The 23,496-nt window shown below is 64.4% G+C and carries 20 protein-coding genes; 16 read left to right on the plus strand and 4 right to left on the minus strand.

The annotated features are described in order from the left end of the window. Positions 1 to 77: 77 nt before the first annotated feature. From JN531_RS17470 to JN531_RS16255, 3 genes are all read left to right on the plus strand, one after another. Positions 78 to 530, plus strand: a complete 453-nt coding sequence (locus JN531_RS17470; protein WP_366522450.1) for a DUF3465 domain-containing protein — start codon at positions 78 to 80, stop codon at positions 528 to 530. A gap of 75 nt (positions 531 to 605) precedes the next feature. Then, a complete protein-coding gene (locus JN531_RS16250; RefSeq protein WP_228349897.1) occupies positions 606 to 992 on the plus strand; it encodes a cupin domain-containing protein in 387 nt (128 codons plus the stop codon). A 23-nt stretch (positions 993 to 1,015) separates the two neighbouring features. Beyond that, positions 1,016 to 1,375 carry a DUF2834 domain-containing protein gene (locus JN531_RS16255; RefSeq protein WP_228349898.1) on the plus strand — a complete coding sequence of 120 codons (360 nt, stop codon included), beginning with the start codon at positions 1,016 to 1,018 and terminating at the stop codon, positions 1,373 to 1,375. 820 nt (positions 1,376 to 2,195) lie between these two features. Here the strand turns inward: JN531_RS16255 and JN531_RS16260 are convergent. Beyond that, positions 2,196 to 3,026 (minus strand): PhzF family phenazine biosynthesis protein, encoded by an 831-nt coding sequence (locus tag JN531_RS16260; protein WP_228349899.1) that lies wholly within the window; start codon positions 3,024 to 3,026, stop codon positions 2,196 to 2,198. Positions 3,027 to 3,168: 142 nt separating this feature from the next. Between JN531_RS16260 and JN531_RS16265 the strand changes: the two genes are divergently transcribed. Beyond that, positions 3,169 to 3,834: a GNAT family N-acetyltransferase gene (locus tag JN531_RS16265; RefSeq protein WP_228349900.1), complete on the plus strand. Its 666-nt coding sequence runs from the start codon at positions 3,169 to 3,171 to the stop codon at positions 3,832 to 3,834. Positions 3,835 to 3,919: 85 nt separating this feature from the next. Here the strand turns inward: JN531_RS16265 and JN531_RS16270 are convergent, their stop codons facing one another. Beyond that, on the minus strand, positions 3,920 to 4,963 hold the full coding sequence (locus JN531_RS16270; protein WP_228349901.1) for an AraC family transcriptional regulator: 1,044 nt from the start codon (positions 4,961 to 4,963) through the stop codon (positions 3,920 to 3,922). 207 nt (positions 4,964 to 5,170) lie between these two features. On the opposite strand from JN531_RS16270, the gene JN531_RS16275 reads away from it, so the two are divergent. Next, a complete protein-coding gene (locus JN531_RS16275; RefSeq protein ID WP_228349902.1) occupies positions 5,171 to 6,748 on the plus strand; it encodes a M28 family peptidase in 1,578 nt (525 codons plus the stop codon). Next, positions 6,735 to 8,099, plus strand: coding sequence for a lipase family protein (locus JN531_RS16280; RefSeq protein WP_228349903.1), 1,365 nt, complete (start codon positions 6,735 to 6,737; stop codon positions 8,097 to 8,099). Before JN531_RS16275 ends, JN531_RS16280 begins: the two co-directional genes overlap by 14 nt. A gap of 9 nt (positions 8,100 to 8,108) precedes the next feature. Here the strand turns inward: JN531_RS16280 and JN531_RS16285 are convergent, their stop codons facing one another. After that, positions 8,109 to 9,848 (minus strand): OPT family oligopeptide transporter, encoded by a 1,740-nt coding sequence (locus JN531_RS16285; protein ID WP_228349904.1) that lies wholly within the window; start codon positions 9,846 to 9,848, stop codon positions 8,109 to 8,111. Between the two features lie 94 nt (positions 9,849 to 9,942). On the opposite strand from JN531_RS16285, the gene JN531_RS16290 reads away from it, so the two are divergent. From JN531_RS16290 to JN531_RS16320, 7 genes are all read left to right on the plus strand, one after another. Beyond that, positions 9,943 to 10,266, plus strand: a complete 324-nt coding sequence (locus JN531_RS16290) for a hypothetical protein (protein ID WP_228349905.1) — start codon at positions 9,943 to 9,945, stop codon at positions 10,264 to 10,266. Between the two features lie 260 nt (positions 10,267 to 10,526). After that, positions 10,527 to 10,862: a hypothetical protein gene (locus tag JN531_RS16295; protein ID WP_228349906.1), complete on the plus strand. Its 336-nt coding sequence runs from the start codon at positions 10,527 to 10,529 to the stop codon at positions 10,860 to 10,862. A gap of 66 nt (positions 10,863 to 10,928) precedes the next feature. Then, a complete protein-coding gene (locus JN531_RS16300) occupies positions 10,929 to 12,236 on the plus strand; it encodes a TolC family protein (RefSeq protein ID WP_228349907.1) in 1,308 nt (435 codons plus the stop codon). After that, complete coding sequence (locus JN531_RS16305) at positions 12,226 to 13,257, plus strand: efflux RND transporter periplasmic adaptor subunit (RefSeq protein ID WP_228349908.1); 1,032 nt, start codon at positions 12,226 to 12,228, stop codon at positions 13,255 to 13,257. Before JN531_RS16300 ends, JN531_RS16305 begins: the two co-directional genes overlap by 11 nt. 9 nt (positions 13,258 to 13,266) lie before the next feature. Beyond that, on the plus strand, positions 13,267 to 16,437 hold the full coding sequence (locus JN531_RS16310) for an efflux RND transporter permease subunit (protein WP_228349909.1): 3,171 nt from the start codon (positions 13,267 to 13,269) through the stop codon (positions 16,435 to 16,437). Next, positions 16,434 to 17,075 (plus strand): cation efflux transmembrane domain-containing protein, encoded by a 642-nt coding sequence (locus JN531_RS16315; protein WP_228349910.1) that lies wholly within the window; start codon positions 16,434 to 16,436, stop codon positions 17,073 to 17,075. Before JN531_RS16310 ends, JN531_RS16315 begins: the two co-directional genes overlap by 4 nt. Further along, complete coding sequence (locus JN531_RS16320; RefSeq protein ID WP_228349911.1) at positions 17,072 to 18,049, plus strand: rhodanese-like domain-containing protein; 978 nt, start codon at positions 17,072 to 17,074, stop codon at positions 18,047 to 18,049. The genes JN531_RS16315 and JN531_RS16320 overlap by 4 nt, the downstream gene beginning before the upstream one ends. Positions 18,050 to 18,067: 18 nt before the next feature. Here the strand turns inward: JN531_RS16320 and JN531_RS16325 are convergent, their stop codons facing one another. Beyond that, positions 18,068 to 18,400 (minus strand): YnfA family protein, encoded by a 333-nt coding sequence (locus JN531_RS16325; RefSeq protein ID WP_228349912.1) that lies wholly within the window; start codon positions 18,398 to 18,400, stop codon positions 18,068 to 18,070. Positions 18,401 to 18,755: 355 nt separating this feature from the next. On the opposite strand from JN531_RS16325, the gene JN531_RS16330 reads away from it, so the two are divergent. Genes JN531_RS16330 through JN531_RS16340 form a run of 3 tightly spaced genes read left to right on the plus strand, consistent with a single transcriptional unit; the run spans position 18,756 to position 23,485 of the window. Beyond that, entirely contained in the window at positions 18,756 to 19,964 is a 1,209-nt protein-coding gene (locus JN531_RS16330; protein ID WP_228349913.1) for an efflux RND transporter periplasmic adaptor subunit, read from the plus strand. A gap of 31 nt (positions 19,965 to 19,995) precedes the next feature. After that, a complete protein-coding gene (locus JN531_RS16335) occupies positions 19,996 to 20,343 on the plus strand; it encodes a DUF3147 family protein (protein ID WP_228349914.1) in 348 nt (115 codons plus the stop codon). Between the two features lie 10 nt (positions 20,344 to 20,353). After that, positions 20,354 to 23,485 (plus strand): efflux RND transporter permease subunit, encoded by a 3,132-nt coding sequence (locus tag JN531_RS16340; protein ID WP_228349915.1) that lies wholly within the window; start codon positions 20,354 to 20,356, stop codon positions 23,483 to 23,485. The last annotated feature ends 11 nt before the right edge of the window (positions 23,486 to 23,496 follow it).

Genomic DNA, 23,496 nt, shown 5'->3' on the forward strand with positions numbered 1-23,496 from the left:
CCCGTTCGCGGCCACCGGCACGGGGCCTACGGACGCTGCGCAAGCTGGCGGTGGCCGGGCTGGTGGCGGCTGCCATCATGGGCTACCAGTGGTTCCAGGGCCTGGACGGCCTGGCCCGGCCCGGCGGTAACGATGACGGCAGCAGCCTTGCGGATTTCGCCCGGGATGATGCCGCCGCCGCACCCCGGCTGCAGCGCAGCGACGCTGCATTGCAGGCCGCCTTCGAGGCACAGCGTGGTGATCTGCAGATCGAAGGTCAGGGCACGGTGATCAAGGTGCTGCCCGACGACAACAAGGGCTCGCGCCATCAGCGTTTCATCCTGCGGCTGGGCAGCGGGCAGACGGTATTGGTGGCCCACAACATCGACCTCGCGCCGCGGGTGCCTGGCCTCGCCGAGGGTGACACCGTCACCTTTTTCGGCGAGTACGAATGGAACCCGCAGGGCGGTGTCATCCACTGGACCCACCACGACCCCGGGGGTCGGCATGTGGGCGGGTGGCTACGGCACCGCGGCCAAACCTATGAGTAACCCTCGGCCCGGATCGACAGATCACACCCGGTCCCGCTAGGGTTGGGCATGCGCTCGCCAGCAGGATGCCCGCCGATGAACCTCACCGAAACCTTCGCCGTTCTCAAGCCCGACCTTGGGGTCGACACCCTGCCGGTAACACCCGAGATTTATGCCGAGCTTGATACCCGGTATGCGCAGTTCAAGGGCCATGTGCTGACGTCGGTCTACACCTTCGACCGCGACTGGAACAGTTGGGAGCGCCACCCGGCGGGTGATGAGATGGTGGTGCTGCTGTCCGGCGACGTGACCCTGGTCTGTGAAACCGACCACGGTGAGGCACCCACCCGGCTGTCGGCGCCCGGCGACTTCGTAGTGGTACCGCGCGGGGTCTGGCATACCGCTCGGGTGGCGGCCGGGCCTGCCATGATGCTGTTCATCACGCCGGGCGAAGGGACTGAACATCGCCCTGCTTCCACCTGAACCTTGCACCCCTGGAGTACTTGATGCCGATCTCCCTCTACAAAGCCTTGTTGATCGCCCTCGCCGCCGGCTTCGCGGCCGCATTCGTGATGATCTGCGTGCCGCCGCTGATCGAAAACCCCGACATCGTCGGCGCCGCGCTCGCCGGCTTCGTCAATCCGTTCGCCAGCGGTTACGCCACCGACGTGTTGTTCTGTTGGGCGGTGCTGGCAGTGTGGGTCATCTACGAGGCCCGCACCCTAGGCATTCGCCACGGTTGGGTGGCCTTGCTGCTGGGTGTGGTACCCGGTGTGGCCACCGGTTTTGCGGTGTATCTGCTTATGCGGATGAAACAGGTCGGGCCACACAGTGCCTGGGACAAGACAGTGCTGAGTGGTGAGTGATGAGTGCTGAGTAGCCGCAGCGGCAACAGCAACGAATTGTCATCGCGAGTGTCACAGCCCCTCTGTCATCGCGAGGGGCGCAGCCCCGTGGCGATCTCATTGGTGAGGGCAGTGCCGGCCGGGTGAGATTGCCGCGCCCGCGTTGCGGGCTCGCAATGACAGAAATGGGTGTGAGGGCTCGCAGTGACCAGCACCATGTCTGTCATCGCGAGTGTCGCAGCCCCTCTGTCATCGCGAGGGGCGCAGCCCCGTGGCGATCTCGTTGGCGAGGGCAGTGCCGACCGGGTGAGATTGCCGCGCCCGCTTTGCGGGCTCGCAATGACAGAAATGGGTGTGCGGACTCGCAATGACATGAAATGGTTGTCATCGCGAGTGTCACAGCTCCTCTGTCATCGCGAGGGGCGTAGCCCCGTGGCGATCTCATTGGTGAGGGCAGTGCCGGCCGGGGGAGATTGCCGCGCCCGCGTTGCGGGCTCGCAATGACAGAAATGGGCTTGCGGGCTCGCAATGACATGAGATGGTTGTCATCGCGAGTGTCGCAGCTTCTCTGTCATCGCGAGGGGCGCAGCCCCGTGGCGATCTCATCGGCGGGGGCAGTGCCGGCCGGGGGAGATTGCCGCGCCCGCGCTGCGGGCTCGCAATGACAGAAATGGGCGTGCGGGCTCGCAATGACATGAAATGGTTGTCATCGCGAGTGTCGCAGCTCCTCTGTCATCGCGAGGGGCGCAGCCCCGCGGCGATCTCGTTGGCGGGGGCAGTGCCGGCCGGGTGAGATTGCCGCGCCCGCGTTGCGGGCTCGCAATGCCCTTGAATGCGCCGGCTACCGCGTCAGCTTGCCGCGCATCACACACTGCACTCGACCGCCGACAGCGATCTCGGCATCCGCGCGCACGTAAATGCGTGACGGCCGTTGGATCTCGGTGCCCTGTTCAACCGTGACGGATATCGGCCGACCGAGGTGGTGCCGAAGGTAGCCCGCCAGGGCGGCGTTGGCGCTGCCGGTGGCCGGGTCTTCGCGGACCTCGGGGGTGCGGAAGAACATGCGGGCCCTGTAGTCGGTGTCGGCGCCGGCGTCGGTCTCGCTAAACAGGAACACGCCGAATGCCGGCACGCCGGCCGCCAGCAGCGTGTCATGCCGGTCTGCATCCAGCCGGGCCTGTTGCAGTGCCGCCGGCCCTCGTAGCGGCACGAACAGAAAAGCCGGCCCCAGCTGCAACAGCTGCGGCGGCAGTTGCGGATGCAGGTCGCCTGTCGACAGCCCCAGCAGTGCCGCAGCCTGGTGGACGTCGAAGATCGTGCCCAACTGTGGCGCCGGCGGCTGCAACCAGCCGATGCCGGTCGCGGCGTCGAACCGGACCGGCACCGGCCCCATCGGCAGCTGCAGCGAGATCGTCCCCCGCCCCTCGGTCAGTACCCAGGCGGTCCCCAGCGTCGGGTGCCCGGCAAACGGCAGCTCCTGCGTCGGCGTGAAGATGCGCACCGTCGCCTCGCCCGGCGATTCCGCCAACACGAAGGTGGTTTCGGAAAAATTCATCTCGCGGGCAATGGCCTGCATCTCGTCATCCGCCAGGCCGGCCGCGTCCTGCACCACCGCGAGCTGATTGCCGGCATAGCGTTGCTCTGCAAAAACATCGATGAGGGTCAGGCGCATGGCGGTTCTCGGCTGCCAGAGCGGATAGTCTGGCGGAGCCTGCGGCGGCCGGACAGCCACAGTTGTCGGCGGCCACAGCCGGAACAGTGTCGGAACAGTGCCGGCGCTATGATCGGTACCGCCGCCCCCGCAGGACTCTCCGATGCCCGTCATGACCGACCCCGAGGCGCGCGCGCCTGTTGCCCCGAATGCACCCCTGGATGCCGTGCGGGTGGAGAAGCGTGTGCTCGAAAACGCCACGGTTCGCCTTGAGCCGCTGGCCGCCCATCACCTCCCCGGCCTAGCATCGGCGATTCATGATGGCGAACTGTGGCAACTGCCCGTGACCAACGTGCCGCATCCGGATGACCTGCCACAGTTCCTCGCCGACGCCGAGGCGGCATACGCCATCGGCCGCGACCTCAGCTTTGCCACCATTGACCGCGCCAGTGGCGAGGTGGCGGGCAGCACCCGCTTCCGCTTCATCGAGCCCACGCACCGCCGGGCCGAAATCGGCTTCACGTTTATCGCGCGTCGCTGGCAGCGCACCCACATCAACACCTCGGCGAAGCTGTTGATGCTCACCCACGCCTTCGAGGTCTGGCTGCTGAACCGGGTGGAGCTGCTCACCGATGTGCGCAACCAGGCCTCGCGTACCGCTATCGCCCGTATCGGTGCCACGCAGGAGGGCATCCTCCGTCAGCACATGGTGATGCGTGACGGTCATGTCCGTGATTCCGTCATCTTCAGCCTGACCCGGCCGGAATGGCCGGCGGTGAAGGCGGCGCTGCAGGCGCGAATTGCAGCCGATCCTGTCGCGGCCGCTTAGGCTGCACCGAACCGCTTTTTTTCGGAGCCCGTCGTCACCGCCAGCATCAGCAGCGGTCGGCTCGCGCAGCGTGCCGAAGCCTCTGTTACGCGTTTCCGTCGGCGTGTCGGGCTTTCACCCTGTCCACGGCGGCCGGCAGGTGTTCCTGATCGCGGTAGCGCCCGGGCGTACTGCCGGTCCAGTTCTGGAAAGCCCGCGAGAAGTTGGCGGCGCTGCTGTACCCCAGGCGGGCGGCGATGTCCGCCAGGCTCATACGCCGGTCTGCCAGGAGTTCCAGGCTGTCACGATGCCGTGCAGCGTCCAGCAGCTGGCGAAAGTTATATCCCTGATCGGCCAGGCGTCGCACCAGGGTGCGCGAGGTCAGGTGCAATCGGTTTGCGACGACTTCGAGGCCGGGATACCCCCCGGTGGCCTCTTGCAGAAGCGCCGCACGCACCTGCGTCACCACATCTTCGGTGTGTCCCAGCAGTGCCAGCTCGCGCGCGCATTCGCGTTCGGCGAGCTTGGCGGAGACCACGTCCGCCGTCAGCAGCTGGCGGTCAAGGTAGGACACCGGCATCCGCAGTTGCGTCAGGCCGGTCTCGAAGTGAACGGGCGGCAGGCGATGCCTGTATCGGGCGTGATAGGGCGGCTCGGGGTAGTCGAACAACAGTTCCAGCGCGGGGTCGGGTGGCAGCAGTTGGCGGATGATCGACGACACGCTGATCAGCAACTGTTCACAGGAAAACCGCCGCAGGCTCCCGTGGGACACGGCTTCCCGGCCTTCCATGATGGCGTGATCACCCTGAGTGAAAAACCGCAGGTTCCAGGCGGGCATGCGCAGAATCGATCCGTAGCGATCGGCGAAGTCGAAAACGTCGCGAAAGGTGCGTTGGCTCATCAGGCCGTAGCCGAGAATGCCGTGCGTGGTCAGCGTCGCGCGCAACCCGAACTCGTAAGCCAGCGCGGGCTCTCCGGTCAGCGCGAGCGCTCGGTGGCAGAGCGTGGCGTACTCCTCCAGCAGCGAGATGCGACCGCCGGGGTCTTCCAGCAAGGCATCGGACACGGCAAGGCCCGAGAGCAACTGCGCTCTGGAAATGCCGTGTTCCGCCACCAGGTCCAGCATCAGCAGCACATAGCTGATGGGCACGGTGGGCTTGTTCGCCCCTCTTGTAGCCATGCCGAATGGTAGCCCAGCCAGGGGTGATGCCTCAGCCGCTTGGTTTGCTGCTGGCGGAAAATGAGGGTGAGTTTGTCGCATTGCGAGAATGCCAGCGCCCGACGATACGGTGACAATTCCGCGTCACAAATATGACGGACGCGCCGGATCGCGCGCCATTCCAATGGAGGAGAGTGCATGTTGAATCTCAGGCTTCGGCCCTGGCTGAGCGTAACGCTGGCGTTGTGCGTTGCAGGATGCGGCAGCAGCGGGTTGGCGGACGGCGCGCTGGGCGGCGACGCCAAGTGTGCGCGCGATACCTCGGCCGCCGCTTCGGGCATGCCCGACACCGACCGCATCTTCAGCTGGATCGAGGACCTGGTCGGCATCGGCTACCGCCGCACGGGGACGCCGGAGGGGCTGCAGGCCGCCGCCTACGTGAAGTGCCAGTTCGAGGCGCTGGGACTGGAGGATGTGCACTACGAAACCGTCACCTCCTGGAACTGGCAGACCACCGACGCCGCGCTGGCGCTCAATGGCACTCCGGTCGATGCCTACCCCACCGCACACACCTTCGTCACGGTGGACCAGCCATCGGAATTCTCCACCGGCCCCAACGGCCTGACCGCCGAGATCGTGGATGTCGGCGGCGGTTCGGCACTGGAGATGGCGGCGAAGGATGTCGAGGGCAAGGTGGTGATGTTCGACCTCAGCTTCATCCTGCCGCCGGCCGGTTTCGCCCCGTTCGTGGAATTCCTCTGGGACCCGGGCCTGACCATCGTCGAGCCCACCTTCTTCAAGGGCAACCCCTTCATCACCAGCTTCGCGTCCACCGTCGAGGCGGCGATGGAGGCCGGCGCTGTCGGCTTCGTCGGCGTACTGGCCGACTACTTCGACTCCAACCAGTACCACAACGAGTTCTATCGCCGGACCCAGGTCACCATCCCCGGCTTCTGGGTGACCAAGAAGGAAGGCCAGCGCATGCGTGAGCAGATGACAGCATCGGCAACGCCGCCGACCGCCACGCTGCACATGCACGGCAGCCGCAAGGAGGCCGAAGCGCGAACCGTGATCGGCTTCCTGCACGGCGCCAGCAAGGACACCATCATGGTGCAGTCGCATCACGATTCAGTGTTCTTCGGCGCGGTCGAAGACGGAAGTGGTACCGCCGCGGTACTGGCGCAGGCGCAATACTTCGCCTCGCAGCCCCCCGAGTCGCGCAACAAGACGCTCATGTTCGCCACCTTCGACAGCCACTTCACCGGCTATCAGGCGCACCGCGAGTTCGTTCGCAAGTACATCAACGCCAAGGAGACGCCGTACAACATCGTCGCCAACGTCACGCTTGAGCACATCGGCCTTCAGGGGCTGGAGGACGAGGACGGCCAACTGGTGGTGTCGGAGCTCCCGGAGATTCGCGGCATCATCGAAAACCTCGGGCCGACACTGAAGCTCGGGCTGATCAACCAGCTGATCAAGCACGATCTCCGCCGCACCGTGATGCTGCAGGGGCACCTGCTGTGTCCGCTGGGCGCGATGCCGACCGATGCCAGCTTCGTCTGCGCTGCCGGCGTGCCGACCGCCAGCCTCATCGCCGGCCCCAACTACCTCTATGACGCCGCCGACACCCTGGACAAGGTGGCCCGCGATGACCTGGTACCGGTCACCCGCGTGTTCGCCGAGCTGATCGAGCAGATCGACGACACGCCTTCCGCCCTGATCGGCATCCCCATCGTCGGCGAGGTGCTGGCCGAGCTGCTCTATGGCACGTTCTGACCGGCCCCTGTCTGGCCGCTCCGGCCCGGCATCGGCAGGTCTGCTGTTGATGCTGATGCTGATGCTGATGCTGATGCTGAGCCTCGCCGGCTGCGGAGGCAGTGACGCACCCTTGCAAGGCCCGGACGTCGGCAGCCTGCCACTGGTGCCGGGCGCCGGGCCCGACGGTCGCTATTTCCACCCGCCGGCCAGCGGCGAAGGCAAGTCGCTGCAGACGCAGTGGCCCATCATCCTGTCGCATGCCTGGTCACGTATCGCCGACACCAGTTTCCAGGGCGACACGCCGCAGCCTGGCGGCGAGTTCGACCCCTATGGCGTGAGTCGAATGCTGGAGGCCGGAGGCGCCATCGTCTACCTGCCGGACAAGCTCGCATACGCCTCCAGCGAAACCCGCGGCGAGCTGCTCTACCGGAAATGCGCCGGCACCACCCTCGCGGCCATGCGCTGTGAGCACGACGACGCCGAAGTCGTTGACGGGGTGTACCTGGCGACACTGCAGTACTGCGACAATCCGTCGCTGCGGGCACGTCATGGCTATGCCGATGCCGACAGCTGTCAGCGCGGGCTGAAGTTCAACATCATCTGCCACTCTCAGGGCTGCGCGGACTCGCGCTACATGATGGCGGCCGTCCGCAATGCCTTCAGCGGCGAACTGATGTATCGGCATGTCGCCAGTTGGACCTCGATGGCCGGCGCCAACAAGGGCACTGCCCAGGCCGACTGGGTGCAGCAGGCGCTGCTGGCCTGCCTCACGCCGGACTGCCGCTCGCGGGTACTCGACGCCGCGTTCCTGGTGCATTCGGTATTCCAGAACCAGGCGCTCATCGCTCGGGGTGGCGAGTCGGTGGTGGCCCTGACCCGCAAGTACATGATGGACACCACCGACATGGACTGTGTGCCGGAGGATGGCGTCGAGACCTGCCCCCCCAGCTTCAACATGCGTTACCCCTTCCCCGACGACCCCGCCCATCCGGTGCTGTATCAATCGTTCACGTCGCAGATCGACGACATCAGCCATCCCTGCTATCAGAGAAACCGGTTCTTCTGGGACATCGTCAACCGGCACGAGGGGCCCAACGACGGCAACATCTCGGTGGATTCCCAGCGCTTCACCAGCTACGGACGAGATCCCGTGGCGGATCCAACACCGGTGATCCCGCGGTGGGTCAACGGTCGCAGCGATGATCCATCACGCCCGCATCCCGGTCTCAACCACATGGCCTACAGCAGCTCGGAGGTGCCCGGCATTGCCGGCGTCAGCTGCAGCGGTGAAGACAATCGGCACCTGCATTTCAGCCGGCTCGGGCTCTATCGCGACATCGTTGCCGAGCTGGCCGCTGCGGGATACTGAGCCACGATCTCAACCGCTACCCACCATGTCCGCCAGCGCCAACCCGACGCCCACCAGGCTCTCCCCGGCCACCAGACCGGCGGCCACCGCGATGGTGAAACGCAGTGCCAGTGACGGCACCGCCTTTGCCAGCAGCGCGGCGAGAACGGCGCCGAAGAACAGGCTCATGCTGTTGGACGCCGGAATCACGAAGGCCAGCCCGGCGGCGGGCGCGCTGGGCAGCCACCGACCCATGCCGAGCGACTGCGATGCGGCGATCAGTATGCCCAGCACCGCGGCCACGCCCATGGCGGTGACGGCGCCCGGCGGGATCGACGACAGGCCGCCGGACAGGACCTCTGCGACCGCCTTCCAGGTGACCACTGCCGGTGCCGGCCATTCGGCGGTGATCAACATCCCCTGCGGGTCGGGGATCAGCACCAGATAGGCAGCGGCACCGACAACGCTGCCGGTGAGAATGCCGAACAGCTGTGCCAGCACCTGCAGCCGCGGGGTGGCGCCGATGAGATGCCCGGTCTTGAGGTCGTTGAGCAGGTCGGCACACTGGCCTGCCGCGCCACCGGCCACATTGGCCGTCATCAGGTTGGCGGTGAGGTTGGCGGGCGTGAAGATGCCGAAGCTCAGCTGCGACACCTTGCCCAGCGCGCCGATGGGCGGGATGCCGGTTTCGCCCACCACCCGCGCCGCCACCACCGCCAGACCATACGCCAGCAACACGGCCAGCACCGCCGTGACCGGGTCGATACCGAACAGGCCGATCTGCGCGCCGGCGGCGAGGATCAGGGTGGCGGCAAAGCCCGCCCAGAAGGCCGGCCGCGGCACCTCGCCCCCGGTATCGCGGTCGACACTGCGGCGTCGGCGCAATAGCACCAGCACGAAGCTGGTCAGCGAGGCCGCGACCATCAGCGCCACACCGGGCCACAGCAGCCATTCCACCAATTGCGGATACCAGAAGCCGTCGTCAGGGAGGCGTGTGGCATCAACCCAGCCACGCGCCAGCAACCAGGGCGCCATCACGCCCCAGGCCAATACCGCGCCCAACAGCAGCGACACGCCCGCGCGCAGGCCGATGATGGCGCCAAACCCCACCAGCAGCAGCGACGGGTCGAAGGCAAAGCCCAGCGAGCCGCCACCCAATGTTCGCCCGGCCACCGCGCCCTGCCCGGCCAGCCGAAACCCCAGCGGCACCGCGGCGATACCGCCGAGCGAGGTCAACAGCTTCACCACGCCGGAGAGCGCCAGGCTCGCCAGCAGCACGCGCACCCGCGCCACCGCCTCGGCGCCACGGCCGTAGATTTCGCGCACGGTTTCAGCGGTGGCCACCCCGGCCGGAAAACTCAGCTGCTCCACCAGCAGCAACTGCCGCCGCAAGGCCACCGCCACACACACGCCGAGCAGGCTCACCACACACACCCACACCGCCAGCCAGTGCCACGGCAGGGTCTGGCCGGTGATCAGCGCCAGGGCCGGAATCGGCGCCACCAGGCCGCCGGAGATGATCGACGCCGCCGACGAGGCGGTGGTCTGGTTGATGTTGTTTTCCAGCAGCCCGAACGGCCGCGCACCCAGCCGCCGCGCGCCCAGGTTCCAGAAACCGTAGGCCAGCAGCGCGGCGACGATCGACATGTTGAACGACCAGCCGATCTTGAGCCCGGAATACACGTTGCAGGGCGTCAGCACGGCGCCGATCAACACCCCGGTGAGCAGGCTGCGGCGGGTGAATTCGCGGGCCTCGGAGTGGCGGTTCATCAGTGGCCTTGGGGACGCGGACGAGCCCAGACCGTACACCAGGGTGGACGATGGCGCAGCGCGGGCGGCGCCGGACTTCTGCTAGAGTCCCGCCATGTTCGCGCGCATCCCCCGTGCCCATCTGCTGGTGTTTCTGTGTCTGCTACCGGTGCTGCTGGCGCAGGCGCTGGGCGTGCATCATCACCGTCATCTCGCGGTCGACGGTGAGCGCCACCACACCGAGGTCCACCTCGCTGATACCGGTCTGCACGTCCTGTCACCGGCCGCGGACGCGGCGCACGACGGCCATCCCCAGGGTCCGGCGCACCTGCACTTCGACATGGAGCGTCCAGCCGTCGTCAAGGGGCTGATCAAGCTTCTCATCGACGTGCCGGCGGTTGGCCTGGCGATGCTGGTGACCCTAAGGCAAGCTTGGTAAACCACATGATCAATGCAGCAATAATAACTAAGGCCAATGGCGGTACGCGGGTGTTCAGAAAATGATCATTCATGGCATAACAATAAGTCTGGAGTCAGGTCTAAGGTCAAGCTGAGGCCAAGTGGTCGAGCCCGAATTTCCCTTATGACAAACGTTTTGGAACGACTTGAGATAATATTTGGTCTGTTCACATCCAAAGAATAAATCCTCACTTCGTGCTTAACTCGCCCCACAGACTCACTTGGCTGCTGACCATCTTCTTGCTGGTCGGTCAGGTTGTGGGTGTGCATGCACATGCGTGCTCAGACGGCGATATCGACTGCCTTCAGGAATCGCATGCCGACGCGCTCGTGCATGCGAGTGAATCCTGTGCAGAAGAATCCTGTGTGGATACCAGAGTCGAAGTGGGCGACGGTGTGCTGGCCAAGTTGCTTGATCTGGATGATGTCCAGCTGCTCGCGATTGTTGTTGTGGGCATTCTGGGTTTGCTGCTGTTCTCACGGGGCAGCGATATTACAGCGGAGCGGGCTGCGTCACCCAAGAAGAGCGCGACCGGTCTTCCACCACCCGCCAGAGCGCCGCCTCTAACTCTCTAGTCATCATCGCAGGTGCCATAACGGCACCTTCCAGCGCCGGTTGGCGCAATGATTTCTGGAGTCACCATGCTTGGTTTTCTCTCTCGGTCGGGGCTATATGTCGCCGGTCTGATTTGGCTTTCTGTGGGCCAAGCGCAAGCGCAAATCACAGACACCCTAACGTTGCGGGAAACCGTACGCCGGGTGACCGAACACAACCCTTCCTTGATGGCTTACGCACCGCGCCTGAAAGCCCTGTCCGGCGACCGCGCGTCAGCTGGTCTCAAACCGCCAATGGAACTCTCTGCGGAAGCGGACGAATTCGGCGGCTCCAATGAAGCACAGGGCACCCGCAATATTGAATTGACCCTGGCGTTGTCGGGTGTTGTTGAGCTGGGCGGCCGGCCTGGATCCCGGATCACCATCGTTGACGCCAAAGAGGCCCTGCTTGCCGCTGCGCGCCGGACACAGCTGCTCGATGTCCAGGCCGAAGCCGCGCGTTTGTTCGTCAAATTGGCCGCACTTCAGCAGGAGCTGGAGGTTGCCCGGCGCGCGGAATCGCTGGCGCGTCAAGCTGAAAAAACAGTCAAGCAGCGGGTCGAGCGCGGGCGCGCACCCCAGGCGGAATTGCACCGCGCTCAGGCCGCAACCGCCCGTGCCGCCGTCGAGGCGGGCCATGTGGAACATCAGATTCCCACACTTAAGGTCAAGCTGGCCGCGCTCTGGGGTGAGACCTCGCCGGATTTCCAGCGCGTGGACGATGATGCGCTGTTTCATACGGGGCGGGCCGGTGCCTTCGAACCATTGGTTAAGACCCTGGAACAGAGTCCCGACTTGCAGCAATTAGCGAGCCAGGAACGCATCCAGACCGCCAATCTGCGACTGGCTCAGTCCACGTCGCGCGGTGATGTGCGCTGGCAGGCGGGTGTCCGTCGGCTGGAGGGTTCTGACAGTACGGGCTTGGTGGCTGGACTCAGCATTCCTTTGTTCTCAGGGCGCCGGGCACGGGGGGATCTTGATGCCGCCAGTGCGCGACATGAAGCTGCACGCTTCGATACCCAAGCAGCGCGGATTGCTGCGCGGGCCACCCTGTACGAAGCCTGGCAGCATCGCAGCCATGCCATCGAAGCCTTTGCGGCGCTGCGCGATGCCGTTATCCCAAGGTTGGAATCGGCGCTGAGCGATACCCGCGAGGCCTACCGTGCCGGCCGCTACAGCTATCTGGACCTGATCGCGGCCAGGCAAGAACTCATCGATGCACGGCTGGCATTGCTGGATGCCGCCCGTCGCGCACACCTCAACCGCATTGAATTGGAGCGCCTGGCCGGCGCGGCACTGACCGCCGCCGATGGTGACCCAGCAGAAGAACACAAGGATCAAAACCATGACCACTAAGAAAAACTTTGCCGCTGCAAGCCTGTTCGCAACGACCTTGGCACTGATCGCAGCAGGATTTGTTCCCGGCGCTTTCGCATCGAATGACGCTCATGACCATTCCTCGCATGATGAGGCCGATTCAGAGCAGCTTGAAGGTCATCGCAAACCGCACGAAGGCGAAGATGATGATGGCCAACACGATGACGAAGGCCATGGAGAGCATCATGATGAAGCTGACGTCGTTGAACTAAACGAAGCACAAATCGCCTTGGCGAAATTGGAAATCTCCACGGCTGGCCCTGGCACATTGCGCCAGACCTTACCGGTCTATGGTCGGATTGAAGCAATGCCATCTCGTATGGCCGTTGTGCACGCCCGCTACCCCGGCCAGATATTGGAGCTGCGCGCGGACATTGGTCAGAACGTGTCTCGAGGGGATGTGATCGCTACCGTGGAAGCCGATGACAGCCTGCGGCCCTACAAGCTGCTCGCACCGATTGACGGCACCGTGGTTGATCGCATGGCCTCGGCCGGCGAAGCGACCGCTGGTCGGCCGCTGCTGCGCATCGCGGATTATTCTAAAGTCTGGGCCCAGCTGGCGGTGTTTCCGTCGCAAGCAGCAGCCGTCGAGCTTGGCCAGACCGTCATGCTCTTTGGCGACAACGTGCAGGCCGAGGGCGTCATCGACTGGATCGCCCCGGCTGCCGACCATGGCCCTGCTCGAAGTGCGCGTGTGGTGCTGGACAACCCAGATGGTCGCTGGGTGCCAGAAAGCACAGTTCGGGCCGAGATCGTCACCGCTGTAACATCGGTTGATCTCGTCATTGAAACCCCGAGCTTGCAGGACATTGAAGGTCAGCGTGCCGTTTTTGTGCAGGACGGTCAGCGCTTTGAAGCTCACGCACTGACCTTGGGCCGCAGCGATGGTCGTATGGCCGAGGTACTGGGCGGCCTGGAACCTGGTGCGCGCTATGTGACAACGAACAGCTACTTGCTGAAAGCCGAGCTGGAGAAATCCAGCGCCGAGCACGATCACTAAGGGGCGGTCATGATCAATTCAATTGTTCGCGCTGCCGTTGAGCAGCGCTGGCTGATACTCGCGCTGATGCTGGTCTGGATCGGTGTTGGTGTCTGGAGTTACCAATCCCTACCTATTGATGCGGTGCCGGATATCACCAATGTGCAGGTGCAAATCAATACCGCTGCACCCGGCTATTCGCCGCTGGAAACCGAGCAGCGGGTGACCTTTCCTGTGGAGACGGCCCTGTCTGGCCTGCCGAGTCTGGCCTACACGCGATCACTATCGCGCTATGCCTTGTCGCAGGTGACGGTGGTCTTCGAGGAAGGCACCGATCTGTACTTTGCGCGCAATCTGATCAACGAACGGCTGTCTGCGGTTCGTAGCCAGCTGCCACCCGGTTTGGAGCCCGAAATGGGGCCGATCAGTAGCGGCCTGGGTGAAATTTATATGTACGCGGTGCGTGCTGAACAGGGTGCGGTAATGGCCGATGGCCGGCCCTGGGATGCGATCGGTCTGCGTGAAGTCCAGGAGTGGATTATTCGCCCGCAATTGGTGCTCACGCCAGGCGTCGCCGAGGTCAACAGCATTGGCGGCTTCGACAAGCAGTATCACGTATTGCCTGACCCACAAAAGCTGCTGGCTTGGGGCCTGTCGATGGAAGATCTCAGCGCGGCGCTGAGGAGCAATAACGACAATCGTGGTGCCGGTTATATCGAACGCAACGGCCAACAATTGCTGGTGCGCTCCCCCGGCAGGTTGGAGACCATCGCGGATATTGAACAGGTCGTGGTCAGCCACCGCGACGGCGTGCCGGTGTTGCTGCGTGATTTGGCCGAGGTGGGTCTGGGCCGCGAATTGCGTTCGGGAGCTGCCACCGTCAGCGGTGAGGAAGCCGTGCTCGGCACGGCCATGATGTTGCTTGGCGAAAACTCACGGGCTGTGGCCCGCGATGTGGCGCAGCGCCTTGAAGTGATCAATCGGTCCCTGCCGGACGGTGTTTTCATTCAGCCCTTGTATGACCGCACGACACTGGTCGATAAAGCCATCGCCACGGTGCAGAAGAACCTGCTTGAAGGTGCATTGTTGGTCATAGTTGTGCTGTTTTTGCTGCTGGGTAACGTCCGCGCGGCGCTGATCACCGCCGCGGTGATTCCGCTGGCGATGCTGGCCACCGTGACCGGCATGGTCCGCACCGGCGTATCGGCCAATCTGATGAGTCTGGGCGCGTTGGACTTCGGGCTCATTGTTGATGGCGCGGTCATCGTGGTGGAGAACTGCATACGTCGGCTGGCGGAAGCGCAGAGCGGCATTCGCGAGCGTCAGCTGGCGCTTAAGGAACGCCTGAACGTGGTGTACACCGCCACCAGCGAGGTGATTCGGCCCAGCCTGTTTGGCGTCGGCATCATCACCGTGGTGTATATCCCGATCTTTTCGCTTAGCGGGGTTGAGGGCAAGATGTTCCACCCGATGGCGGCAACCGTCGTCATGGCTTTACTGGCCGCAATGCTGCTGTCATTGACCTTGGTGCCGGCCGCCGTGGCGGTGTTTATGCGTGGGCCGGTGGCCGAGCAAGAAAATTGGCTGATGCGCGCAGCCAAGCAGGCCTATGAGCCACTACTCAATGGGGCCTTGAAGCTGCGCTGGGCCTTGGTGGCTGGGGCGACTGCGCTGGTTGTGGCCAGCGGATGGCTGGCAACGACACTGGGCTCGGAGTTCGTGCCTCAGCTGGATGAGGGTGATATTGCGGTGCAGGCCTTGCGTATCACCGGCACCGGGCTGGAGCAATCATTGGCGTTACAGGCGCAGGTCGAAAAACGCCTCGGCGAGTTTCCACAGGTGGAGATTGCATTCGCACGGGTGGGAACTGCCGAAGTGGCCACCGACCCGATGCCGCCGAACATTGCCGATGGCTATGTGATGCTCAAGCCGCGTGATCAGTGGCCGAATCCTAATCTGCCCAAAACCGAGCTGGTCGAACAGATGGAAGAGGCCTTGAATGAACTGGTGGGCAACAACTATGAGTTTTCCCAGCCGATACAGTTGCGCTTTAACGAGTTGATCTCGGGCGTGCGTGCGGATCTGGGCATCAAGGTGTTTGGTGATGACCTGGAGCAATTGCTCAGCAGTGCACAGGCGATCCAAAGCGTGGTGCAAGGCATTGATGGCGCGGCTGATGTGCGCGTTGAGCAAGTCAGTGGGCTGCCCGTGCTGTCAGTGATTCCGGACCGGTCCGCATTGGCACGCTACGGTCTCAATGTGCAGGCGGTACAGGATCTGGTCGCCACCGCAGTGGGCGGCACTTCCGCCGGTCTGATCTTCGACGGCGACCGGCGTTTCGAGCTGGTTGTGCGTCTGCCTGAACGCTTGCGTCAGGACACGGCCGTGCTTGAGCGACTGCCGTTGCTGCTGCCCGGCGTGAGTGAAAACAGCGACGGTGCCCATTACATCCCGCTGGGTGAAGTCGCTCGCATCGAGCTGGCCCCGGCACCGGCCCAGATCAGTCGCGAGAATGGCAAACGGCGCGTGGTGGTGACCGCCAATGTGCGCGGACGCGACCTCGGTTCGTTTGTGGAAGAGGTTCAGCAACGCATCACGACGCAAGTCGAGTTACCCGCAGGTTACTGGCTGGATTACGGCGGCACCTTCGAGCAACTGCAATCAGCCAGTCAGCGACTGTCCATCGTCGTACCGGTCACGCTGCTGCTCATACTGGGTCTGCTGCTGATGGCCTTTGGCTCACTGAAGGATGCGCTGATCATCTTTACTGGTGTGCCATTGGCATTGACTGGCGGTGTTGCCATGCTCTGGCTGCGTGACATGCCGCTGTCGATCTCTGCCGGCGTCGGTTTCATCGCGCTGTCGGGGGTCGCGGTGCTCAACGGCTTGGTCATGCTGTCATTCATTCGTGAACTGAGACATGAGGGGCACGCGCTCGAACTTGCCATCGTGCATGGTGCAATGACCCGGCTGCGACCGGTGCTGATGACCGCGCTGGTGGCAAGTCTGGGCTTCGTGCCCATGGCATTGAACGTCGGCACCGGAGCGGAGGTGCAGCGTCCGCTGGCCACCGTGGTGATCGGTGGCATCGTATCATCGACCCTGTTGACATTGCTGCTGCTTCCCGCGCTGTACCGCATCGTGCATGGGCGGGAGGAAGAGTTGGTGGAATTTCAGGAAACAGAGGAAGGCACGCAATGAGTGATTGCGGCTGCGAATTCGAAGCAAAAAACCAGGCGGAGCGTCGCGTGCTGATCGCTTTGCTGGCGATCAATGGCGTGATGTTTGTAGTGGAGTTTTTGCTCGGCTGGATTGGGCAATCCACCGGCCTGATTGCCGATTCCTTGGACATGCTCGCAGACGCGCTGGTCTATGCCACCAGCCTGTATGCCGTAGGGCGTGCCGCCAGTATCAAACGGACAGCCGCGAGGCTGTCCGGCTGGTTGCAGATTGCGTTGGCCGGGATGGTGCTGCTGGATGTCGCCAGGCGCGGCGTACTGGGCAGCGAGCCTTTAGGCGACTGGATGATCGCGGTGGCCATGGTGGCGTTGGTGGCCAATGTCACCTGTCTGTGGCTGATCCGAAAACACCGTGATGGCGAGGTTCATATGCGGGCCGCCTGGATCTTTTCCGCGAACGATGTGATTGCCAACAGCGGCGTCATCCTGGCCGGGATTCTTGTTGTGGCCACCGGCTCACGCTGGCCGGACCTTGTGATCGGTTCGGTTGTGGCGCTGATCGTGCTTCGGGGCGGTATCCGCATTCTTCACGAAGCGCAAGCTGACCATGAGCGTGCGACGAGCGAGGAGTGCTCACCGGTCGGCGATTCACCTTCATGACAGCCAAGGCCTTTTCCAAGTTGTCGGCACAGGCGTTTGCCCGCTTGAGTGAATCAGTCTCGGTCCTGGTACTTGATGCGCGGCGTAAAGCCGCCTTTGCTCGCGAACCGCAAGAGATTCGTGGCGCCGTCCCCTTGTATCTGGACACTCAAGCCATTCAGATTCCGGATTGCGATCGATCACGGCCTATCGCGGTGTACTGCGTCTGCGATGGGGATGCGTCCAGCGTGCGCGTCGCGCTTTGGCTCGTGGCTGCGGGCTATGAGGACGTCACGGTGCTGGATGGCGGGTTACCAAGCTGGCGAGAGGCCGGTTTACCGGTCGAGCCCATCGATACTGACGCGCATGCCAAATTGACCTGGCAGACGGCACCACGACTGACCGCTGATGCGGAGCGGCCAATTGCCGAGCAATCATGGCTGGCGGGGGATTCCTTGCCTGTCCGTCGCAAGCTCGCGGTACTTTTTGTCGATATTGTCGATTCCACCAGCCTGATTGAATCGCAGGATCCCAAAGCGGCATTCGGAGCGATTCAGGAATTCATGACGGTCGTCGTCGAGGAAGGCGTCGCCCATTGCGGTGATGTCCGTGACTTCGAAGGCGACGGCGCCTTGTTGTACTTCGCAGGAGTCGGTGAAGCACTGCCGGCCGCGTTCGCGATTCGGGACCGTCTCAATGCCGAACGGGCAAATGGCTATGCTATCCCGGAAGCCCGATTCGGTTTGGCCTTCGGGGAACTGCTGGCGGGCTACGTTGGCAATCATGTCCGCCGCTCACTGCTACTTGTGGGGCCGGCAGTCCATGCTGCGGCACGACTTCAGAAAATCGCCAAACCCGGCCAGATTGCAACGGCCCGTGAAGTCCTGGATCTGGCGGCGGGTAGTGATCCTGATTTGGTCACACGCTTTGAGATGCAAAGCGAAAAGGTCAGCTTGAAGGGCTTCAAGCAAACGGTGTCAGTGTGGACCTGCTGATTTCGATGCTCTGACGTTTTAAGCGGTCCGTGCACCAAACATAATGATGCCCATACCAACTAGGCAGACACCGACTCCAATCACGTCGGTCGCTGTGGGGCGGACAGAATCGACCGCCCAGAGCCACACCAGCGCCACGCTGACATAGACACCACCATAGGCCGCGTAAACGCGCCCGGCTGCGTGTGGATGCAAGGTGAGAAGCCAGGCGAACAGGGCAAAGCTGCAGGCCGCAGGAACCACCAGCCAGATGCTATGGCCATGCTTGAGCCAGAGATAGGGCAAATAGCAGCCAACAATCTCGGCAATCGCGGTCAGGACAAAAAGTCCGAATGTTTTGAAAATTTCCATCTTTGTCTAAGGCTCAGATGATTTCGTCACTAAGGCTACGAGAGTGTACCTCCACGAACACTTGAGGGCTGATTAGGTGATAGATCCAAAAGCCGCGACACGTACTCAGGCCAGATTCCGCAAGCTTTCGGCCTGGGTCGAAGCCATCTCAAAAGAAATCATCAAACCCTCTTGACTCTGTAGTAACTAAAGAGTTTAGGCTGGTTCCTACATCGCACTTTGGATAAGGACATATGTGCCACCCATGAAGCCGCCACTGAACGAAAACGCGCGTGCTGATGCTGCATCTGCGCCTAAAACTGCCAGCACTCGAAATGAAAGGCTGCTTGCCGTCGGGGGCATTGTCGGCGCCCTGATGGCGACACTGCTGGCCATCGGCCTGCCGGCACCGGCTTCGGCGGCCGCAGACGATCACGCCAGTGCGCGTGAGCAGAAGGGTCCGCACGGCGGCCGTCTGCTCGAACACGAGGACGGCTTCAATCTGGAAATCACCATCGCCGAGCGCGGCATCCCGCCCGAGTTCCGGGTCTACCCGCGACGCGATGCAACACCGCTGCCGGTGGAGGACGTCGCGGTCGAGATCCGCCTGCGTCGTATCACCGGCCTGCCCGATGGCACCGTCGATCACCATCAGCTGGTGCCGGCGGGCGACTGGCTGCGCAGTCCCGACACGGTCTACGAGCCACACGCCTTCACGGTGGCGGTGTCGGCGGTACACGCCGGCAAGCGCTATCGCTGGCAGTACGATTCCCCCGAAGGCCGTGTCGACATCGCTGCCGACAAGGCGGGCACGTTCGGATTGCGCACCGCCGCAGCGACGGCCGGTGAGATCCGCGAAACCCGTTCTCTGTATGGCCGCATTGCGATTCCCGAAGATCGCCAGTGGACCGTCGGCGCCCGCTTCCCCGGACTGGTGCAGTCGGTTGCGGTGCGCTCCGGCGATGGGGTCCGCAAGGGCCAGGTGCTGGCGCGGGTGGAGAGCAGCGACAGCCTGCGCAGCTACGCGGTCACCGCGCCCGCCGACGGTGTGGTGCAGACGCGCCTGGTGAACCCCGGAGAGCTGACATCCGGAGCGATGTTCCGGCTCATTGATCCATCGGAGGTCTGGGCCGAACTGCAGGTGTTTCCCGGCGACCAGGGTCGCGTGCAGGCGGGCGCACCGGTTCGTGTGTGGCTACCCACCGGGGACACGGCGATGGACGGCACCCTCGCCTACCTGTCGCCGACTGCCGATGACAACCAGGCCCGTCACGCCCGCGTGATCATCGACAACCGCGACGGTCGCTGGCCGCCCGGCGCCCATGTCGAAGCGGAGGTCACCATCCATCGCCGCGATGCCCCACTGGTGGTCCCGGAAGCGGCGGTGCAGACCTTCCGCGACTGGGAGGTGGTGTTCGTCCGCGAGGGCATCCACTACCAGGCTCTGCCGGTGACCCTGGGCGCCCGCGACCGTGAACACGTCGAAATCCTCGACGGCCTGTTGCCCGGCGCCGACGTGGTCACCGACAACGCCTACCTGCTCAAGGCGGACCTGGAGAAATCCGGCGCCGCCCACGATCACTGATCCCGCAACGCGGGTCACCGGAACCTTACTCATGTATCTCCTGCTCAAGTTTTCGCTTTCCGCTGCCGTGGTGGTGGCGGTATCGGAGTTGGCGCGCCGCTCCACCCTGGCCGGCGCGCTCCTCGCCTCGCTGCCGTTGACCACCCTGCTTGCCCTCATCTGGCTCTACGTCGATACGCAGGACACCGCGCGGGTGGCGGCGCTGTCGGTCGACGTCCTGTGGATGGTGATCCCGTCGCTGGCGCTGCTGGCCCTGCTGCCGGTGCTGCTGCGTCACGGCCTGGGGTTCTGGCCGGCCCTGGGGCTTTCCAGCCTCGCCACCGCCGCGCTCTACGTCGTGATGATCGCGGTGCTCCGCCATTTCGGCCGCGTGTTCTAGGACGCCACTCATGCTCGAATCCATACTCCGCTTCTCGCTGGCCCGACGATGGCTGATCGTCGCCGCCGCCGTGGCGCTCATCGCGCTCGGCCTCTACAACCTTGCCCGCCTGCCGATTGATGCGGTGCCCGACATCACCAATGTCCAGGTGCAGATCAACACCGAAGCCCCCGGCTATTCGCCGCTGGAAACCGAACAGCGCGTGACTTACCTGGTGGAGAACGCGATGGCCGGCCTGCCCGCGCTTGCCTATACGCGTTCGCTGTCCCGTTACGGTCTGTCACAGGTCACCGTGGTGTTCGAGGACGGCACCGACATCTACTTCGCACGGCAACTGGTGAACGAGCGCGTGCAGCAGGTGCGCTCGTTGTTGCCCGTGGGGCTCGATCCAGCGCTGGGGCCGATTGCCACCGGGCTGGGCGAGATCTTCATGTTCACGCTGGACGCAGGCAACGATGCACGGCGTGCGGACGGCGCCCATTTCGACGCCCATGATCTGGACGACGCCATGCGCTGGATCGTGCGCCCGCAACTGGCGCAGGTGCCCGGCGTGACCGAGGTGAACAGCCTCGGTGGCCAGCCGCGGCATGTGCTGATCACCCCCGATCCGGCACGGCTACGGGCCCATGCACTGGACTTTGACGACCTCGCCGAGGCGGTACTGCGCAACAACAGCAACCGCGGCGCCGGCTACATCGAGCGCCACGGCAGCCAGGTGCTGATCCGCAGCCCCGGACAGGCCGAAAGCCTGGCGGACATCCGCCGCATCGCCGTGGCCGCCGGCCTGGACCACGCGCCGATCCGGCTCTCCGATGTCGCCACCGTCGCCTGGGGCAGCGCCCTGCGCACCGGGGCCGCCACCATGAACGGGCAGGAAGTCGTGCTCGGCACCGTGTTCATGCTGATGGGCGAGAACGCCCGTACAGTGTCGCGCGATGTCGCGGCCCGGCTGGAAGTCATCCAGCGCAGCCTGCCGCCCGGCATCACGGCGCGGGCGGTGTATGACCGCACCTGGCTGGTGGACAAGACACTGGACACCGTGCGCAAGAACCTGCTGGAGGGCGCGGCGCTGGTGGTGGTGGTGCTGTTCCTGCTGCTCGGCAATCTGCGCGCGGCGTTGATCACTGCCCTGGTGATTCCGCTGGCCATGCTGGCCACCGTGACCGGCATGGTGCAGAACCAGATCAGTGCCAACCTGATGAGCCTGGGCGCGCTGGACTTCGGCCTGATCGTCGACGGCGCGGTGATCATCGTCGAGAACTGCGTCCGACGGCTGGCCGACGCCCACCGGGGGCGCAACGATGCGCTGCCGCTGCGCGAGCGGCTGGAGGTGGTCTACGCCTCCACCCAGGAAGTGATCCGCCCCAGCCTGTTCGGTGTCGCCATCATCACCGTGGTCTACGTCCCGCTGTTCGCCCTGACCGGGGTGGAGGGCAAGATGTTCCACCCGATGGCGATCACCGTGGTGATGGCATTGATGGCAGCGCTGGTGCTGTCGCTCACCTTCGTGCCGGCCGCCGTGGCGCTCACCCTGCGCGGCCGCGTCACGGAAAAACGCAACCGCCTGATGGACGCTGCCACCGCGGCCTATCGTCCGCTGCTGGCGCTGGCGCTGCGGGCACGCTGGGCCATCTGCGCGGCGGCCCTGGTGCTGGTGCTGGCCTGTGCGGCGCTGGCCACGCGCATGGGCAGCGAGTTCATCCCCAGCCTCGACGAGGGCGACATCGCCCTGCACGCGCTGCGTATTCCCGGCACCTCGCTGACCCAGGCGCTGGACATGCAGGTCACCCTGGAAGCGGCGATCCGCGAGATGCCCGAAGTGGACCGGGTGTTCGCCAAGCTCGGCACCGCCGAGGTGGCCACCGACCCGATGCCACCGTCGGTTGCCGATACCTTCGTGATGCTCAAGGAGCGTGATCAATGGCCGGATCCACGCAAGCCGAAAGCCACCGTAGTGGCGGAACTGGCCGAGGTCGTGGCGCGGGTGCCCGGCAACAACTACGAGATCACCCAGCCGATCCAGATGCGCTTCAACGAGCTGATTTCCGGCGTGCGTTCGGACGTGGCGGTGAAGCTCTACGGCGATGATCTCGACACGCTCAACGCGGAGGCACGCAAGGTCGAGGCGCTGATCGCGGCCATTCCCGGCGCCGCCGACGTGCGTGTCGAACAGACCACCGGCCTGCCGATGATGCAGATCCTCCCGGACCGCGCGGCGCTGGCGCGCTACGGCCTGTCGGTGGCGCAGGTGCAGGCGGTGGTGGCCACCGCCTTCGGGGGTCGCGACATCGGCATGGTGTACCAGGGCGACCGGCGGTTTCCGATCACCCTGCGCCTGCCCGAAACCCTGCGCAACGATCCCGCCAGCATCGACCGGCTGACCGTGCCGCTGCCGTCCGGAGGCCAGGTGCCGCTGCGGGAAGTGGCGACGGTCACCGTGGCGCCCGGCCCCAACCAGATCAACCGCGAGCAGGGCAAACGACGGGTGGTGGTCACCGCCAACGTGCGGGGCCGCGACCTCGGCAGCTTCATCGAAGCCGTGCAGGCCGCAGTGGCCACCCAGATCGCGCTGCCGGCCGGTTACTGGATGGACTATGGCGGCACCTTCGAGCAGTTGCGTTCGGCCAGCCAGCGTCTGTCGATCATGGTGCCCGTCACCCTGGCGCTGATCTTCGGCCTGTTGATGATGGCGTTCCGCTCGGTGCGCGACGCGCTGGTGATCTTCAGCGGCGTGCCGCTGGCGCTGACCGGTGGGGTGCTCAGCCTGTGGCTGCGCGACATGCCGCTGTCGATCAGCGCCGGCGTGGGGTTCATCGCCCTGTCCGGCGTCGCCGTGCTCAATGGCCTGGTGATGGTCAGCTTCATCCGCCGCCTGCAGGCCGATGGACAGCCGCTGCATCAAGCCATCCACGACGGCGCCCTGACCCGCCTGCGGCCGGTGCTGATGACGGCGCTGGTGGCGGCGCTGGGTTTCGTGCCGATGGCCTTCAATACCGGCATCGGCAGCGAAGTACAGCGGCCCCTGGCCACGGTGGTGATCGGCGGCATCCTGTCGTCGACCCTGCTGACCCTGCTGGTGCTGCCGGCCCTGCTGCGGATGCTGGGGCCGGGACGGCTTGCGGAACCCCCACCGCCAGCCTAAGGTCGAAGCCC

Origin of the sequence: Flagellatimonas centrodinii (assembly GCF_016918765.2) — a bacterium.
GTDB classification, from domain to species: domain Bacteria; phylum Pseudomonadota; class Gammaproteobacteria; order Nevskiales; family Nevskiaceae; genus Polycyclovorans; species Polycyclovorans centrodinii.

Bases quoted from the DNA above. Each gene is read 5' to 3' on its own strand.
- JN531_RS16290 (WP_228349905.1), top strand. From the start codon at position 9,943: ATGTTCGCGCGCATCCCCCGTGCCCATCTGCTGGTGTTTCTGTGTCTG.
- JN531_RS16275 (WP_228349902.1), top strand. From the start codon at position 5,171: ATGTTGAATCTCAGGCTTCGGCCCTGGCTGAGCGTAACGCTGGCGTTG.
- JN531_RS16250 (WP_228349897.1), top strand. From the start codon at position 606: ATGAACCTCACCGAAACCTTCGCCGTTCTCAAGCCCGACCTTGGGGTC.
- JN531_RS16265 (WP_228349900.1), top strand. From the start codon at position 3,169: ATGCCCGTCATGACCGACCCCGAGGCGCGCGCGCCTGTTGCCCCGAAT.
- JN531_RS17470 (WP_366522450.1), top strand. From the start codon at position 78: ATGGGCTACCAGTGGTTCCAGGGCCTGGACGGCCTGGCCCGGCCCGGC.
- JN531_RS16260 (WP_228349899.1), bottom strand. From the start codon at position 3,026: ATGCGCCTGACCCTCATCGATGTTTTTGCAGAGCAACGCTATGCCGGC.
- JN531_RS16335 (WP_228349914.1), top strand. From the start codon at position 19,996: ATGTATCTCCTGCTCAAGTTTTCGCTTTCCGCTGCCGTGGTGGTGGCG.
- JN531_RS16280 (WP_228349903.1), top strand. From the start codon at position 6,735: ATGGCACGTTCTGACCGGCCCCTGTCTGGCCGCTCCGGCCCGGCATCG.
- JN531_RS16340 (WP_228349915.1), top strand. From the start codon at position 20,354: ATGCTCGAATCCATACTCCGCTTCTCGCTGGCCCGACGATGGCTGATC.
- JN531_RS16320 (WP_228349911.1), top strand. From the start codon at position 17,072: ATGACAGCCAAGGCCTTTTCCAAGTTGTCGGCACAGGCGTTTGCCCGC.
- JN531_RS16300 (WP_228349907.1), top strand. From the start codon at position 10,929: ATGCTTGGTTTTCTCTCTCGGTCGGGGCTATATGTCGCCGGTCTGATT.
- JN531_RS16255 (WP_228349898.1), top strand. From the start codon at position 1,016: ATGCCGATCTCCCTCTACAAAGCCTTGTTGATCGCCCTCGCCGCCGGC.
- JN531_RS16285 (WP_228349904.1), bottom strand. From the start codon at position 9,848: ATGAACCGCCACTCCGAGGCCCGCGAATTCACCCGCCGCAGCCTGCTC.
- JN531_RS16325 (WP_228349912.1), bottom strand. From the start codon at position 18,400: ATGGAAATTTTCAAAACATTCGGACTTTTTGTCCTGACCGCGATTGCC.
- JN531_RS16305 (WP_228349908.1), top strand. From the start codon at position 12,226: ATGACCACTAAGAAAAACTTTGCCGCTGCAAGCCTGTTCGCAACGACC.
- JN531_RS16315 (WP_228349910.1), top strand. From the start codon at position 16,434: ATGAGTGATTGCGGCTGCGAATTCGAAGCAAAAAACCAGGCGGAGCGT.
- JN531_RS16310 (WP_228349909.1), top strand. From the start codon at position 13,267: ATGATCAATTCAATTGTTCGCGCTGCCGTTGAGCAGCGCTGGCTGATA.
- JN531_RS16330 (WP_228349913.1), top strand. From the start codon at position 18,756: ATGGCGACACTGCTGGCCATCGGCCTGCCGGCACCGGCTTCGGCGGCC.